The organism is Thiohalobacter sp. (assembly GCF_027000115.1).
Taxonomy (GTDB): Bacteria; Pseudomonadota; Gammaproteobacteria; order Thiohalobacterales; family Thiohalobacteraceae; genus JALTON01.
Genome location: NZ_JALTON010000055.1, coordinates 1 through 15,648, shown reverse-complemented (window position 1 = coordinate 15,648; position 15,648 = coordinate 1). Strand labels below are relative to the sequence as shown.

The following is a 15,648-nucleotide window of genomic DNA, read 5'->3' as shown; positions in this document are numbered from 1 at the left end:
GCGCGGGCGGCGACAGCGTCCGGCTCAGTCCGCCGCCGGCTCGGCGACCACTCGCATGCGCAGGCGCGAACCCGGATCATGATCCATGCGCGTGGTGAACAGCTCGCCGCGATAGCGATAGGTCACCCGGTAGCCCTCGATACGCTCCTCTTCGCGCCAGGCGGTTTCGGTGGTGCAGCGCGCCACCACCTCCTCGCCCACCACGCGGTCGGTGCGGCGATCACGCTCGATATCCCGGCCGATGGAGCCGCCCAGTATCACGCCGGCAACGGTGGCCACGTCCTTGCCGTGCCCCTTGCCCATCTGGTTTCCGATCACGCCGCCGAGGATACCGCCCAGGATCATGGGGGTAGCCGAGCGGTAGCCGGCCTCGTGCACCGGCACCCGCGCCTCCCGGCAGGTCTCGCGCGGTTCGGCCACCCGGACCACGCGCACCAGCGGCTCCACCCGCACCACGCGCGCCTCGTCATAGAACACCGCCCGCTCGCCGGGGTCGGCCGGCGCCGGGCCGGGCAGCGCACCCAGGCAGGCCGCCAGGGTCAGTGCTCGAACGCTGTTGCGATTCATGACACACCTCCGTGATTTCTTCTTCAGGGTGGTGCCAGTCTGAACCGCGCTCGCTGAATGGCGGCTGAACAGCCGAACGCCCGGAAATCACGGGGGATTGCCGGCCCCGTCGGCGGTATCCGGCCATGCTAGAATCGCCGCTCGCCATTCACGGAACCGACATGATCGCCGCGCTTGCCATCCAGGACCTGCACAAGACCTATGCCAACGGGCATGTGGCGTTGCGCGGCATCGACCTGGAGGTCGCGGAAGGCGACTTCTTCGCCCTGCTTGGCCCCAATGGCGCCGGCAAGTCTACAGCCATCGGCATCATCTGTTCGCTGGTCAACAAGTCCCGCGGGCGGGTGCAGGTGTTCGGCCACGACATCGACACTGACCTTGCGGCGGCCAAGAGCTGCATCGGGCTGGTGCCGCAGGAGTTCAATTTCAACGTGTTCGAGCCGGTGGTGGAGATCCTGGTCAACCAGGCCGGCTATTACGGCATTCCGAGGCGGCTGGCATTCGAACGCGCGGAGTGCTATCTGCGTGAACTCGGACTGTGGGAGAAGCGCCACGTCATGGCCCGCAATCTCTCCGGCGGCATGAAGCGGCGGCTGATGATCGCGCGCGCCCTGGTGCACCAGCCTCGCCTGCTCATCCTCGATGAACCGACCGCCGGCGTGGACATCGAGATCCGGCGCTCCATGTGGGCCTACCTGCGCCGCATCAATGCCCAGGGCACGACCATCATCCTCACCACCCACTACCTTGAGGAAGCGGAAAGCCTGTGCCGTGACATCGCCATCATCAACGAGGGCCGGATCATCGAGCACACCAGCATGAAAAATCTGCTGGCCAAGCTGCAAACGGAAACCTTCGTGCTGGACCTGCGCGACCCGATCCGGCAACTGCCGGACATCCGCGACTACCGCCTGCGCCTGATCGACAAGCTGACCATCGAGGCCGACATATCGCGCGACCGCAGCATCAACCACCTGTTCGAGGAGCTGAGCGCGCACGGCATCGAGGTGCTGAGCATGCGCAACAAGACCAACCGCCTCGAACAGCTGTTCATGAACCTGGTTGAAGTCGACAACGACTGCTGCAGGACCACGGCATGACCTTCCGGGAAAAGCGCATCGCATTCCAGACCATTGTCATCCGCGAGGTGCTGCGATTCTCACGCATCTGGATACAGACCATCCTGCCGCCAGTGGTGACCACGGCACTCTACTTCATCATTTTCGGCAATCTTATCGGCTCGCAGATCGGCGACATGGCGGGCTATCCTTATGTGGACTACATCGTGCCGGGCCTCATCATGATGTCGGTGATCACCAACGCCTATGCCAACGTGGTGTCGTCCTTCTATGGCGCCAAGTTCCAGCACCACATCGAGGAAATGCTGGTCTCGCCCATACCCAACGCGCTCATTCTCAGCGGCTACGTGGCCGGCGGCGTGGCCCGCGGCCTGACCGTCGGCCTGGCCGTGACCCTCACTGCCTCGGTGTTCGCGGACCTGCGCGTGCACGACCTGGGCATCGCCCTGGCCATGGTGCTGCTTACCGCCATCCTGTTTTCCATCGGCGGTTTCATCAACGGCATCTATGCCCGCAGCTTCGACGACATCTCGCTGATCCCGACCTTCGTGCTGACCCCACTGACCTACCTCGGCGGTATCTTCTATTCCATCGACATGCTGCCGGAGTTCTGGCAGAAGGCCTCGCTGGCCAATCCCATCCTGTACATGATCAACAGCTTCCGCTACGGCATGCTGGGCGTCAGCGATATCGGCCTGGGCGTTTCCTTCGCCATCACCCTGGCCTTCATCGCGGTACTGTTCGCCTTTGCGGTGAATCTGCTCAATCGCGGCGTCGGCATTCGGAGCTGAGAGCGCCCGGAGCCCATGTTGCCTCATGGGTACGGGATATTGGGGAATGGCGGCCTGGTGCAGCCGCCGTCAGCCCGCATATTGCGCCAAGGCGGGTCTTGGTCATGCGGCGGACGGGGTGAACGATACGGCATCCCTGTCCGGGCGCGTGTCAGATGTCGCCGCTGTAGCCGGGGACGCGACCACGTCGTCCGCATCATGCTCGGAGTCGACCGTCACCGCGTCACCCTCTTCGGATTCAGGGGCAGCGGCCATGCCATGGTCCTCGGCATCACGCGCCTCGGCCCCGCCCGCACTGGTCAGGATTTCGAGCAGGCTGTCCAGTAGGGCTGGAAGCCCTTTCTCGTCCTCGCCTTCGTCGTCTCCTCGGAGCCCGGCGACCAGGTCGAACACGGCACGGAACAGATCCTTCACGCCGGTTTCGGGGGACTGGAACAGTCCACTTTCGGTGCCGAGGTCCAGACTGCTGCGGACGGCTGTTGCAAGACGGGCAACCGGGCTGGCCTGGGACGGCACGATCGGGGTTCGCTGCGAGCCACCGGCGGGGTCCGGGAACAGGCGGCCGGGGCCGGAGACACCCGACGAGGTCTCGGGCGCAGGCATCGCGCTGGCCGGCCTGTCGGAACCGGTCGGCGCCGGGCGGGACACGGCCGCGGTCCCGGTCTGCGAGGCGGCAGGCGGTCGGGAATCCGTGGGCAATGCGGACGCGGGTTCATCAGCCAGCCGCTGGATTTCGGCATAGCGAACGGCGGCGCTGCGCTGGAAATCCACGGACACCCCGGCCAGCACGTTCGGGTCGACCTTCATTCCTCCGAGTTTCTTGAGCGCCTCGGCTGCATCTCCCTCGTAGAATTCTTCGGCTGCCTCTTCGACGTAATGCAGAACCCGGGCGAGTGACTTGAGTTCCCTGCGATCCAGCGTACCCTCCACGCTGAACTGCAGGGACAACCCGGACCGGCTCGCTACGGCCGCGCGCGCCAGGCCCTGTGTCCCGTCGGTGGCCGTGACGGCTGCGGTGTCGAGACGGGCGAGCGCCTGGATGTCGAGACGGATACGGTCGCCTTGCCGGGTCTCTATCGTCACCGATGTGCTGCGTTGGCGGACGATGCTCCCGGCGGCCCCCAGCGCCAGTGTTTGCCCTGATGCGGATACGCTGACTGTATCGGACACAACACCCGAGCCGGTGGTGTTTGCGGGCTCTGTTCTGTTGTTGGCTGCCGGGCGCAGGGAAGCGGCTGCCTGATCCCGGGCCGGCGTGGCCTGTGCCTGGAGTGCGGGCGCGTTTTCGGTCTGCATGTCGATACCTCCCTGTGGGATGCGCTGGACGGTGAGGTGTTCCTGCCTCCGCCAGGCTATCGGCCGGCCTTCCGCGAACTTGACAGAGCGCTTGCGGACACGCCGCCAGGGCGCGCTTCGTGCCTGCCGAACGCCGCGCGGCGGACGCTCATGCGGCATCGCTTAGGGCAGCGACGACTGCGGGTGAGGGTGAATTCGCGGCGGGCCGGATCAGCCCAGTTCCAGCCCCTCCGGGCCGACCTGAAGGCTGCGTCGTCCCTCCAGGATGTCCAGCAACGGCCTGCCCACGGCCTGGGCGCGCCAGCCCTCGAACAGCGGCCCCGCGCGCTCGCCGCGCACCAGCGCCTCCAGGCCCTTGCGGCCGGTCAGCACCGAGGGGTGCAGATCGGCCTGCGCCGCGAGCAGCCGCACCACGCCGGTGAGCACGTCGACCAGCGCCTCCTCGGCGGTCGTGAGCGGGCGCGGGCGTTCGCCCCGGTCCAGGGGTTCGGGCGCACGCTCGCGCGCTTCCCCGATGATGGCCAGCAGGGTGTCGCCAAGGCGTTCGATCTGGGCGTCGTTGAGTCCCCGCACCCGCTTGAGTTCCTTGCGGCTGTGCGGCTTCATGCGCGCCAGGGTCTCGATCACCTCGTCGCTTAGCACCCACTTGCGCGGACGGTCGCTGCGCTGCGCCTCGCTCTCGCGCCAGGCGGCCAGCGCCTGCAGCACCGCGAGGCTGCCGCCCTTCATGCGCTGCGCGGCCTTGATGCGGCGCCAGGCCGATTCGGGCGGGTTGGCGTAGGTCTCGGGGTGGGTCAGCCGCGCGAAGTCTTCGGCCAGCCAGTCCAGGCGACCGCGCTCGGCCAGCGCCTGGCGCATGGCGGGAAACAGCTCGGCCAGATAACGGACGTCGTCGGCGGCATAGCGGATCTGGTCGCCGGACAGCGGGCGCTGCGACCAGTCGGTGCGGGTATGCGCCTTGCCAAGCTGCACGCCGAGCCGCTCGCGGACCAGGTTGCCGTAACCGATCTGATCGCCGTAGCCGAGCAGTGGCGCGGCGAGCTGGGTATCGAACACCGGCGCCGGCACCCGCCCGGCGAGGTGATGGAAGATCTCGAAATCCTGGCGACCGGAATGCACCACCTTCAGCAGGTCCTCGCGGAACAGCAGCTCGAACAGCGGCCCGAGATCGGGAACCGCGAGCGGATCGATGCAGAAGATGTGTCCGGGCACCGCGATCTGCACCAGGCAGAGGCGCGGGTAGTAGGTGCGCTCGCGCAGGAACTCGGTGTCCAGCGCCAGCCACTCGGCATCCTGCAACTGCGCGCAGGCCTTCGCAAGGGCGTCGGGCTGGTCTATAAGGACAATATCGTTCGCCATTCGGCAGTCACTCCCGATGAAGACAGAGCCCGCACCCGAACCCGCACCCCGTTCGCCCTGTGTCCGCAACTGCTGCCTGGACCGGAACGACATATGCCTGGGCTGTGGCCGCGCCCTCGAAGAGATCATCGAATGGGGCGGGGCCGATGACGTGCGTCGGCGGGTCATTCTGGCGCAGGCGGCCCGTCGCCTTCGGGCACGCGAACGATCCTGAGTACCGCTTCACCCGGGCCGGCGTGCAGGTGCGCAAAGACTCTGTGATTTCCGGCCGGAATGCAAACGAGACCGGTCGGGTTCCCTGCCCCTTTGGCGGAGCCCGGTGACTGCGGTAGAGTCTGCGCCTCCGCCCAACGTGCCTGCCCATGCTTCGTTTCGACCATCTCAGCCTGCGACGCGGCGACCGGCTGCTGATCCGCGATGCCGATCTCACCCTGTTCCCGGGGCAGCACGCCGGCCTGACCGGCGCCAACGGCAGCGGCAAGTCCAGCCTGTTCTCGCTGATTCTTGGTGAACTCTCGGCCGATGCCGGCAGCATCGAGCTGCCGCCGGACTGGGTGATCGCCCATGTCGCCCAGGAAACGCCGGCGCTGGACATGCCGGCCCGCGACTTCGTGCTCGAGGGCGATGCACGCTTTGCCACGCTGCGGCGGGAACTGGATGCCGCCGAGGTCGCGGGCGACGGGCCGGCGCTGGCCCGGTTGCACGACCGCATGGCCGGGATCGGCGGCTACGAGGCGCCGGCGCGCGCAGGGCGGCTGTTGCATGGGCTCGGTTTTCCGCCCGACACCCATGAACGACCGGTGAGCAGCTTCTCCGGAGGCTGGCGCATGCGGCTCAATCTGGCGCGGGCACTGATGAGCCCCTCGGACCTGCTGTTGCTCGACGAGCCCACCAACCACCTGGACCTGGATGCCGTACTCTGGCTGGAGGAGTGGCTGCGCGGTTACCCCGGCCTGCTGCTGCTGATCTCCCACGACCGGGACTTCCTCGACCGGGTGGTGGACCGGATTCTGCACATCGAGCAGCAAGGCCTGCGCCTGTACACCGGCAACTATTCCGGGTTCGAGCGTCAGCGCGCGGCCTGGCTGGCCGGGCAGGCCGCGGCCCGCAAGCGCCAGCAGCGCGAGATCGCCCACATCGAGAACTTCGTGCGCCGCTTTCGCGCCAAGGCCAGCAAGGCCCGGCAGGCGCAGAGCCGGCTGAAGGCGCTGGAACGGCTGGAGGAGATTGCGCCGGCGCACGTGGATTCGCCGTTCCGGTTTTCCTTCCCCGGGCCCGAGCGGTTGCCCAACCCGTTGATCCGGCTCGACGGCGCGGCCGCCGGCTATGACGGGGAGCCGGTGCTGCGCGGCATCGATCTGGACATCGGCCCCGAGGACCGGATCGGCCTGCTCGGCCGCAACGGCGCCGGCAAGTCCACGCTGATCCGCCTGCTCACCGGGGAACTGGCGCCGCTGGCGGGCCGCCGGCAGCCGGCGGCCGACCTGCGCATCGGCTACTTCGCCCAGCACCAGCTCGAGCAGCTGGACGGCGAGGCCAGCGCGCTCGCTCATCTGCAGCGGCTGGATCCGCGCGCGCCGGAACAGGCGCTGCGCGACTTCCTTGGCGGCTTCGGTTTCTCCGGCGATCGCGCGCTGGACCCGGTGGCCCCCTTCTCCGGCGGCGAGCGTGCCCGGCTGGCTCTGGCGCGGGTGGTGTGGCAGCGCCCCAACCTGCTGCTGCTCGACGAGCCCAGCAATCACCTCGACCTGGACATGCGGCTGGCGCTGGAGCTCGCGCTGAACGACTTCGGCGGCGCGCTGGTGCTGGTCTCCCACGACCGCCATCTGCTGCGCACCTGTACCGAACGCCTCCTGCTGGTCGAGGATGGCCGCGTCACGCGCTTCGACGGCGATCTCGACGACTATCGCCAGCGACTGGCTCAGGGCAGGGAGACGGCGGCGACGCATGCGCCAGCGGCACCGCACTCGGCCGGCAACCGCCGGGACCGCCGCCGCGCCGAGGCCGAGGCCCGGCAGCGGCTGGCGCCGCTGCGCCGCCGACTGGCACAGGCCGAGGCCGAGCTGGAACGACTGGAAAACGAACGCGACGCGCTGGAACGCCGGCTGGCCGACCCGGCGCTCTATGCCGAGGGCGCGGGCGCCGAACTCACGCCACTGCTGCGGGCGCGCGGCGAGCTGGAACGCCGGCTGGCCGAGGCCGAGGAACGCTGCCTGGCACTGATGGAGGCGCTGGAGGCTGCCCGCCTCGCGGAATGAACCGCAGGGTCACGCCGTTGCAGTGCGTCGCCTCACATGCCGTTCTTGAACATCTCGTGCTCGGTCACGCCCGAGGCGCGGACCTGGCGCAGGGCCAGGGCATACTCGCGCAGGATGCCCAGCGCCCAGGCGATGCGGTTGCGGAAATAGGTATCGGCGTCGGGGTTGTTGTCGGCCGGGTCGTCATTGAGCACCGACTCCACGTTGCGCACGATCACATGCTCGGGGATGTAGCACAGGCGGTTGTTCTTGTAGGAGCTCATGCGCAGCTCGGCAACCGGATAGGCGCCGCCGTCGCCCGAGGATACGGTCACGATCAGGGCCGGCTTGTGCCCGACCTCGAAGCGGCTGAGCAACAGAAACAGGTTCTTCAGCCCGGCCGGCACCTGGCCGTGCCACTCCGGGGACACCACTACCAGCCCGTCGCTGGCCGCCAGCTCGGCCCGAATGGGGTCGAGCAGGGTCTTCCAGCGCGGCTCGCCTTCCCAGACCCCGCTGTCCCACAGGGGCAGCGGGTTGTTGCCGAGGTCGAGCAGCCAGGTTTCATCGGCAAGCGCCTTTTCCTTGAGTGTCGCCTCGATGAAGTGGGCCACCTTCATGCTCTGCGAGGGCGCCCGGTGGCTCCCGCTGACGATGCTGATTTTCATGCCTTCTTCTCCAGATGCCGTGGGCCGGCCCGATTGTAGCTGCAGCCCGTGAGCCGAAACCGCATGGATTTCAGGGAATCGTACGGCCCGTTGGCCGCGCGGACTCAAGAAAGACCCCGCGGTGGCCGAAGCATACCCTGAAGCCGCGGCGCGCCAGGCGTGCCCGGAACAACCCAGGCAGACCCCGAAGAGACTCGCCCATGGCCGAACAATTCGAACCCGTAGCAGCCGAAGACTTCACCAAGATCACCACCGAGCGCCTGCCGCACCAGAAGATCGAGGCGGCCCTGATCCTGATCGGCGGTACCGGCGTCAAGGGCATGGAATTCAGCCGCAAGGTCATGCGCGCCGCGGGCTGGAAATACGAGCGCCTGACGACCTATGCCTCGCATCCCGAGGTGGCCGCGGACGCCTTCAACCGGGTCCGTGAGATCCTCGCCACCACCGATGACAGCGAGCAGATCCTGGCACTGGTTGCCCAGAAGGTCGCCAGCTAGTCTCTGCCAACCGGCCGCTACAGAAACGCCAGCCGGTCGGCGATCGCCGCCAGCCCTGCCTCGGCACAGACATCGTCCTGGTCGCCGCCCGGCGCCCCGGACACTCCGATGCCGCCCACCATGGAGCCGGCGACCTCCACAGTGCGACCCCCGCCGACCATCATCGCCTGGGAGATGAAACGCACCCCCGACTGGGGCTTGCCGGCCTGGGTCTCTTCCATCATGGTCAGGGTATCGGTGCGGAAGCTCACAGCGGTCCAGGCCTTGCGCGTGGCCACTTCAACCGTGTGCGGCCCGGCGTAGCGATCGCGCAGCAGCACCTGCAACAGGCCGCTGCGATCGGTCACCGCCACCGCGACCTGAAAGCCCCTTTCGCGGCAGGCCGCGAGGGTGGCCTGCGCCAGTTCCAGCGCCAGTTCCGGGGACAGGGTACGGAAAGTAACCAGCCCCGGTTCTTCCTCGGCCGCTGCACCGCCGACCGTCAGTGCCAGTGACAGTCCCAGAATGGTGCCGCGCACGCCTGCCTGCATGTTCTTCGGTTTCATCGCTCCAGCCTCCATACCTCGTCATCCGCAATCGACATGGGTTCCGGCACCCTACGTCATCGCGCCCACGAGGGCCAGTGGAACCGGTACACTGCAAGCCGCAACGAACGAGGCACCGACATGACCCCCGAGCACACTGCCGAAAGACTGGAGGCCCTGGAGATCCGGCTCATGGAACAGGAAGCGGCGCTGGATGCCCTGACCCGTGGCCAGCTCGACCTGACCCGTGCCGTCGAGGCCCTGACCGACCGCCTCCAACGGCTGGAGCGCCAGGTCCGCGAGCTCACACCCCCCGATACCGGCGCGGCGGCCGCCGAACCGCCCCCGCCGCACTACTGAGCATCGCAGCAGCGCTTGAACTTGCGGCCGCTGCCGCAGGGGCAGGGGGCATTGCGCGCGGGCAGCGGCGCCCCGTCCAGATAACGCCAGGCACCGCCCTCGCGCTCGAAGCGGCTCAGCTCGGCGATCTCGCCCGTCTCGCCCTGGAAGCGGTAGCGGGCGACGAAGCCGACCTCGCCTTCGGCATCGCCCGCGCCACCGGCGCGACGACAGCGTATGACCAGCCCCAGCCACTCGGGCTGTGGGGGCGCGAGTTCCAGCACGGGCGGCCGGTTGCGCGAATGCCAGCTTGCTGCGAGGAAGGCCGCGTCACCGCGGGCGTAGGCACTGTAGCGGGCCCGCATCAGGGCCTCGGCCGTGTCCGCCGGGATTCCTGCATGCACCGGACCGCAGCAGTCCGCGTAGGCCCGTCCGCTGCCGCAGGCGCAGGGTGCCTTGTCGCTGTTCGCCATGCCGATGTCCCCCGGAACAAAAGCCAATTATAGTGTCCGTATTGCGCAGCGGAGGCAGGGGCATGGACCACGAACTCGTGCAGGACGCCGTGGAGACGATGGAGGGCGCCGGGGTGGTGGTGCGGCGCCTGTTCCCGGTGGTGCACTGTCGCCACCACGACCCCTTCGTGCTCTGGGACCATTTCGCCATCGAGGCCGGCACCGGCTTCCCCGAGCACCCGCACCGCGGCTTCGAGGCCATCACCTACCTGTTCGACGGCGGCATGGAACACGCCGACAATCTCGGCAACCGCTCGGTGGTGCATGCCGGTGGCGCCCAGCGCTTCACCGCCGGCCGCGGCATCCGCCACTCGGAGATGCCGGTCGGCGGTGCCCGCGGCATCCAGCTCTGGATCAACCTGCCGCAACGGCTGAAGTCGCTGCCGCCCGACTACCAGCAGGTGGACGCCGACGCCCTGCCCGACCGCGCGCTGACAGATGGCCGGCTGCGCACCATCGTCGGCGCGGGGTCGCCACTGCGCCTGCACACCCCGGTCGAGTACCTGGACCTCGCGCTCGATTCCGGCGGGCATTACCGCCACTCACCACCGCCGGGTTTCCGCGGCCTGGTGTATCTGGTCCAGGGCGCGGCCGAGGTCAACGGTCATCCGCTCGCTGAAGCTCAAGCGCTGTTCCTGCCGAAGGCCACACCGCTCGATATCGAGGCCTGCCACCCCTCGCGCCTGATGCTGGCCTTCGGCCGGCCCCATGGCGAAGCCATCCATCAGCACGGGTCCTATGTGGATTGAGGGGTGGACTGAAGGGGGGACCGGGCGCTGTGGCATACTGCGGACATTCATGATCCAACGCCCGTTGCCCATGCGCCTGCCGTCCTTTCCGATCATCCTCTGCCTGCTTTCGCTGTCGGCGCTGCCGACCGTTGCGCGAGCGGACGCGGCACAACAGCGCTACGAGTCGGCCCTCGGCGCCTTCGAGCGCGGGGATGTCGCCACCGCGACCATCCAGCTCAAGAACCTGCTGCTGGAGTCCCCCGGGCATCTGCCGGGCCAGGTGCTGCTGGGGCGTGCCTACCTGCGTGCCGGCGATGCGGCGGGCGCCGAGAAGCAGTTGCGCAAGGCCGCGGACATGGGTGCCGACCCCAGTCTGATCGCGGTGCCGCTGGCCACGGCCCTGATCATGCAGGAGCGCTACCAGGCCGTCCTCGATGATTTCGATCCGAAGGACTACCCAGAGGGCCTGGCGAGCGAATTGCTGAGCCTGCGCGGTGACGCCCTGCTCGCCCTCGACCGGGCCGCCGAGGCCGAGGCCAGCTATGCGGAAGCGGAGCGCCGCGATGCCACCGCGCTCGCCCCCCTGCTGGGACGTGCCCGGGCGCGGCTGGCGCTGGGCGACACCGAAGGCGCCGAGGCGCTGGCCCGGGCCGCTGTCGCCCGCGACGGCAAGCACGCGCCCGCCTGGTACCTGCTCGGCACTGTGCTGCATACCCGCGGCGACGCCGGGGGGGCGGCACACGCCTACGACACCGCCCTTGAGCTGCAGCCCGAGTTCGACGCGGTGCGCTTTGCCCGCATCACCCTGGACATCGACACCGGTCGCCTCGACGCCGCACTGGAAGCCCTCGACCGGCTGGCCGAAGCGCAGCCGGCCGAGCCCCGCGTCCAGTATCTGCGCGCCGTGGTGCTCAACCGCCTTGGCGATTCCGACCGTGCACTCGCGGCGCTCAAGGAGGCGGGCGCCATCTTCCAGCGCATCCCGCCAAAGGCGCTGGCCACGCGGCCGGCGGCCACCCTGCTGGCCGGTGTGGTCCATTACAGCCTGGGCGAGTTCGGCCGTGCCGAGGCCGAACTCCAGCGCTACCTCGGCAGTCATCCCCGCCACCTGGGCGCGCGCAAGCTGTTGGGGCAGCTCCGGCTGCGGCAGCAGCGGCCGCACGATGCCGTGGCGGTACTGGAGCCCGCACTGCGCGAGGGGCAGAGCGACCCGGAACTCCTGACCCTGCTGGGCAGCGCCTATCTCGCGACGGGTCGGGAGGCTTCCGCGGCCGAGCTGCTGACCAAGGCCGCCGGCGCCGGGTTCGGCCGCGCCCGCGAACGCCTGGCCCTGTATCACCTGGCGCAGGGCAGGATCGACAGCGCACTGCTCGATCTGCGGCCGAAGGCGGGGCCGGCGCCGGACAGCCTGCAGGCGCGGCTGTTGCGGCTGGTGCTCGAGCTGCGTACCGGCGCCCTCGAGGATGCCGACGCCACCGCCCGTGCACTCGTCGACGATTACCCGACGCATCCGCTGGTGCACAATCTCGCCGGCGTCGCGCGGCTTGCCCGCGGCGATGCCGCCTCCGCCCGCAAGGCCTTCGAGGCAGCGCTGGCGCTTGACGCCGAGTTCGTCCCGGCCCATATCAATCTCGCCCGGCTGGATCTGGCGGCCGGGCATGCCGACGTTGCCCGTGCCCGCATCGACCGCCTGCTGGCGACCCACGCCGAGCATCCCGGCCTGCTGGTCGAGCGCAGCCGCATCGCGCTGGCCGAGAAGGATACCGGCACCGCCGGGCGGCTGCTGGAAAAGGCCTTCGCGCTGGACGAGACCCGGCCGGATACGGCGGTGGCGCTGGCGCGGTTCCGGCTCGCACGGGGCGAGGTCGAGGCAGCGGGCCGGGCACTGGCCCGGGCCTTGCGCAGCCATCCCGATGACGTCGAACTGAACCTGGCACAGGCCGACGTGCAGGCTGCCGGTGGCGACACGGCGGCTGCCCGCGCCACCCTGGAGCGCCTGTCACGCGCCGTCACCGGAACCGGCCTGCAGGAGGTCGCCCGCCGCCAGGCCGCCATCGGCGATCTTGCCGGTGCCATCTGGTCGCTGGAAAGACAGGTGGGGGACCCGCCGGAAATGGGTCCGGCGGCCCTGCAGCTGATCGACTACCGGCTCGCCGCCGGACGCGTCGCGCCCGCCCTGCGCCTGGCCCGCGAACTGCGGAAACGGGCACCGGAGGACCCGGACCTGCTGCGGGCGCTCGGTCTTGCCGAGCTTGCCGGCGGCGAGCGTGCCGCCGCAGTGAGGCATCTGCGCCGCGCACTTGGCCTGCGTGACGACGCCCGCAACGCGCTGGCACTGTACCGGGCGCTGACTGCGGCACAGGGATCCGCAGCCGCGCGGCGCTGGCTGGCCGACTGGGTGACACGACATCCGCAGGCAGACGACGCGCGACTGGTGCTGGCCGAGGCCCTGTTCGCGGAAGGCGACCACGCAGGCGCGGCGGCCCAGCTCGAGCGCCTGCTCGAACACCATCCCGACGACCCGCGGCTGCTCAACAACCTCGCCACGGTCCGCCTCCTGCTCGGCGAGGCCGATGCGGCGCGCGCCCTGGCCGAACGCGCGGTGGCCTTCCGGCCCGAGGACCCGCGCTACCTGGATACGCTGGGCTGGGCGCTGGTGGAAGCCGGCCAGCCGGAACGGGCACTGGCGCCGCTGCGCCAGGCGCACGCCCGCCGGGCCGACCTGCCCGACATCCGTTACCACCTCGGTCGGGCGCTGGAGGCGCTGGGACGGATGGACGAGGCGCGCGCCGAATACCGCGCGGCGCTCGCAAGCGACCAGCCTTTCCCGGGGCGTGACGATGCCCGGAAGCGGCTGGGCCGGCCCGCGCCCTGACCCGAAAACCGTCCATGTTTTTTACACTGGCTGGGTGACATCCGCAGTGCCCGGCGCCAACAGGCTGTTTTCAAAGCAGGACGGTTTTCTGGCGCACTCCTTGCTAGTCTGTTGGCATGGAAGGCCCGGGAGAGGCCCAGCGACCGCCTGCAGCGGCCGCGCCCACGAACTCCGACCATCGGGAACAGTGCCATGACCAGAAAACATGTCATCCGCCGCCTCGCCGGCGTCGCCACCCTGACCCTCGCAGCCAGCCTGCCGGCCCACGCCGCCTTCGACTGGGTGTTCAGCACCGCCAACTGCGTCTCCGGCGCCTGCAGCAGCACCGGCGTCTACGGCGACACCATGGTGTTCAGCTCGCCGACCGGGCAGGGTAACGTCACGGTAAGTGGCATCTCCAACACGGGTCGCGCCGGACGCCTCCGGTCCTCGGCAGTGGCCCTGTGGTCGGGCATCGGCGTGAAGAACGCGGCGGAAAGCGGATCGGTCCCCAACCACGCCGCCGACAACAGTGGCTACATCGACGCCGTGCTCATCGACTTCGGCACCAGCCTGGTGACCCTGGACAGCCTGCAGATCGGCTGGCCGGGCAGCAGCAGCGGCTACGATTCAGATATCAGCCTGCTGGCCTACACCGGCAGCGGCGATCCGCTCAACGCCGGCGACAGCGACTATCTCGGCAATCTCGACTACAGCCAGTTGCTGAGCCAGGGCTGGGCCCATGCCGGCGATTACAGCAATGTCGCCCAGCAGCCGGGCAAGACGGTGTCGGTCAACGGCGGCGGCTACAGCTCGAGCCTGTGGCTGGTCAGCGCCTTCAATCCCTTCGTCTCCAGCAAGAACTGGTCGACCGGCAATGACTTCTTCAAGCTCTCCGCGCTCGGCGGTCGCGTCGGCGCGCCGCCCAGCGGCATCCCGGAGCCGGGCACGCTGGCCCTGCTGGCGGCCGGGCTGGGCGTGATGCGCCTGCGTCGGCGCTGAACAGCGGGTCGGAACGAGAAACCGGGGCCAGATGCCCCGGTTTTTTGTGCCCGCGCACGGCACTGGCTAGACTGGCCGCTCCCTCAAACCGGCGAGTCACCCATGCAGGCCCGCGATCTCGTTGCCGACAACATCGATCTGGTCTCATTGCCTGAAGTCTGCGCGCGGGTGCAGGAGCTGGCCGACGATCCCGACTGCACCCTCGACGATTTCGCCGCAGTGGTTACACACGATCCATCGCTGACGGCGCGACTGCTCAAGCTGGTCAACAGCGCCTTCTACGGCTTTCCCTCGCGGGTGGAAACGGTGAGCCGGGCGGTCAACCTGGTCGGCATTCTCGCCCTGCGCAATCTGGCGCTGGCCACGGCCGCGGTGGAGCTGTTCGCCAATCTGCCCGGGCAGCGGCTGGCGCTGTTCCCCTTCTGGCGGCACAGCGTGTTCTGCGGGCTGGTGGCACGCAATCTGGCCGATGCCGCCCATGTCCTGCACGGCGAGCGCCTGTTCGTGGGCGGGCTGCTGCATGATGTCGGCCGGCTGCTGATCTACAGTCGGCTGCCGGAGCAAGCGGCCCACATCCAGGCCGGGAGCAGTCCCGACGACTGCATGCCGGACGTGGCGGAGCGCCGGGTGCTGGGCTTCGATCACGCCGAGGTCGGGGGTGAGCTGCTGCTGGCCTGGAAGCTGCCGCGGGCACTGCGCGAATCGGTCCGTCACCATCATCACCCACTGGCCGCCGGCGAGCACGAGCTGGAGGCCTCGCTGCTGCACCTGGCCAACGCCGCCACCCATCAGGTGGAGGCGCGGGCCGGCAGCGCCGATCCGCTGCTGCGCGATCCCTTTGCCGGCTTCGTGGATCCGCCCCCACCCGATTTCGATGCCCCCTGCCTGGCCGGGATCGCGCCCGCTGTCTGGGCCGCAGCGCGCATCGGGCCGGACGATCTCGCCGAGGCCGTGGCCCGGGCCGGCGAGGCCTTCGAGGAGACGCTGCGCATCCTCTACGACCTGTAGCCCGCATATTGCACCAGGGCGGAAGCAGGCGGCGGGCAGCTTGTTGTCCTGGCGGGCAATGAACCGGATTTTTTGCCCATGGCCCGGAGTACGATTTGTGCCCGCCCGCTTCCTGCTGCGGCCCTGGCGGATTTTCGCTCGGCCTCGGGGGTGCTTCACTCAAGCCGTAGCGACGGCTACGGCT

Annotated in this window: 16 protein-coding genes; 10 read left to right on the top strand and 6 right to left on the bottom strand. The window is 69.1% G+C overall.

The window, feature by feature from the left end; genetic code table 11:
* Window positions 1-24: 24 nt before the first annotated feature.
* Window positions 25-567, bottom strand: a complete 543-nt coding sequence (locus tag MVF76_RS11185; RefSeq protein ID WP_297529141.1) for a glycine zipper 2TM domain-containing protein — start codon at window positions 565-567, stop codon at window positions 25-27.
* 161 nt (window positions 568-728) lie between these two features.
* Here MVF76_RS11185 and MVF76_RS11180 point away from each other — a divergent pair, with 161 nt between their 5' ends.
* Window positions 729-1,667, top strand: a complete 939-nt coding sequence (locus MVF76_RS11180; protein ID WP_297529194.1) for an ABC transporter ATP-binding protein — start codon at window positions 729-731, stop codon at window positions 1,665-1,667.
* Window positions 1,664-2,437, top strand: coding sequence for an ABC transporter permease (locus MVF76_RS11175; RefSeq protein ID WP_297529139.1), 774 nt, complete (start codon window positions 1,664-1,666; stop codon window positions 2,435-2,437). The genes MVF76_RS11180 and MVF76_RS11175 overlap by 4 nt, the downstream gene beginning before the upstream one ends.
* Before the next feature lie 102 nt (window positions 2,438-2,539).
* Here MVF76_RS11175 and MVF76_RS11170 read toward each other — a convergent pair whose 3' ends face one another.
* A complete protein-coding gene (locus tag MVF76_RS11170; protein WP_297529137.1) occupies window positions 2,540-3,733 on the bottom strand; it encodes a hypothetical protein in 1,194 nt (397 codons plus the stop codon).
* A gap of 210 nt (window positions 3,734-3,943) precedes the next feature.
* Entirely contained in the window at window positions 3,944-5,092 is a 1,149-nt protein-coding gene (rnd, locus tag MVF76_RS11165) for a ribonuclease D (protein ID WP_297529135.1), read from the bottom strand.
* Window positions 5,093-5,108: 16 nt separating this feature from the next.
* Between rnd and MVF76_RS11160 the strand changes: the two genes are divergently transcribed.
* On the top strand, window positions 5,109-5,306 hold the full coding sequence (locus MVF76_RS11160) for a DUF1289 domain-containing protein (RefSeq protein ID WP_297529133.1): 198 nt from the start codon (window positions 5,109-5,111) through the stop codon (window positions 5,304-5,306).
* Window positions 5,307-5,454: 148 nt separating this feature from the next.
* The gene (locus MVF76_RS11155; RefSeq protein WP_297529131.1) at window positions 5,455-7,350 is read left to right on the top strand and encodes an ATP-binding cassette domain-containing protein; all 1,896 of its coding nucleotides are present in this window, start codon (window positions 5,455-5,457) and stop codon (window positions 7,348-7,350) included.
* A 32-nt stretch (window positions 7,351-7,382) separates the two neighbouring features.
* On the opposite strand, the gene MVF76_RS11150 is transcribed toward MVF76_RS11155, so the two are convergent.
* Window positions 7,383-7,997 (bottom strand): NADPH-dependent FMN reductase, encoded by a 615-nt coding sequence (locus tag MVF76_RS11150; protein ID WP_297529129.1) that lies wholly within the window; start codon window positions 7,995-7,997, stop codon window positions 7,383-7,385.
* A 200-nt stretch (window positions 7,998-8,197) separates the two neighbouring features.
* Between MVF76_RS11150 and MVF76_RS11145 the strand changes: the two genes are divergently transcribed.
* The gene (locus tag MVF76_RS11145; protein ID WP_297529128.1) at window positions 8,198-8,494 is read left to right on the top strand and encodes a hypothetical protein; all 297 of its coding nucleotides are present in this window, start codon (window positions 8,198-8,200) and stop codon (window positions 8,492-8,494) included.
* Window positions 8,495-8,511: 17 nt separating this feature from the next.
* Here MVF76_RS11145 and MVF76_RS11140 read toward each other — a convergent pair whose 3' ends face one another.
* Window positions 8,512-9,039, bottom strand: coding sequence for a GlcG/HbpS family heme-binding protein (locus MVF76_RS11140; RefSeq protein ID WP_297529126.1), 528 nt, complete (start codon window positions 9,037-9,039; stop codon window positions 8,512-8,514).
* Window positions 9,040-9,159: 120 nt separating this feature from the next.
* On the opposite strand from MVF76_RS11140, the gene MVF76_RS11135 reads away from it, so the two are divergent.
* Window positions 9,160-9,378 (top strand): SlyX family protein, encoded by a 219-nt coding sequence (locus MVF76_RS11135; protein WP_297529124.1) that lies wholly within the window; start codon window positions 9,160-9,162, stop codon window positions 9,376-9,378.
* Here MVF76_RS11135 and MVF76_RS11130 read toward each other — a convergent pair.
* Complete coding sequence (locus MVF76_RS11130) at window positions 9,372-9,830, bottom strand: YchJ family protein (protein WP_297529122.1); 459 nt, start codon at window positions 9,828-9,830, stop codon at window positions 9,372-9,374. The two genes, MVF76_RS11135 and MVF76_RS11130, sit on opposite strands and share 7 nt — an antisense overlap.
* Before the next feature lie 62 nt (window positions 9,831-9,892).
* Here MVF76_RS11130 and MVF76_RS11125 point away from each other — a divergent pair, with 62 nt between their 5' ends.
* From MVF76_RS11125 to MVF76_RS11110, 4 genes are all read left to right on the top strand, one after another.
* Window positions 9,893-10,618 carry a pirin family protein gene (locus tag MVF76_RS11125; protein ID WP_297529120.1) on the top strand — a complete coding sequence of 242 codons (726 nt, stop codon included), beginning with the start codon at window positions 9,893-9,895 and terminating at the stop codon, window positions 10,616-10,618.
* A gap of 49 nt (window positions 10,619-10,667) precedes the next feature.
* Window positions 10,668-13,475 (top strand): XrtA/PEP-CTERM system TPR-repeat protein PrsT, encoded by a 2,808-nt coding sequence (gene prsT / locus MVF76_RS11120; RefSeq protein WP_297529119.1) that lies wholly within the window; start codon window positions 10,668-10,670, stop codon window positions 13,473-13,475.
* 192 nt (window positions 13,476-13,667) lie between these two features.
* Window positions 13,668-14,456, top strand: coding sequence for an exosortase-dependent surface protein XDP1 (gene xdp1 / locus MVF76_RS11115; protein WP_297529117.1), 789 nt, complete (start codon window positions 13,668-13,670; stop codon window positions 14,454-14,456).
* A 102-nt stretch (window positions 14,457-14,558) separates the two neighbouring features.
* Complete coding sequence (locus tag MVF76_RS11110; protein ID WP_297529115.1) at window positions 14,559-15,464, top strand: HDOD domain-containing protein; 906 nt, start codon at window positions 14,559-14,561, stop codon at window positions 15,462-15,464.
* Window positions 15,465-15,648: the final 184 nt, after the last annotated feature.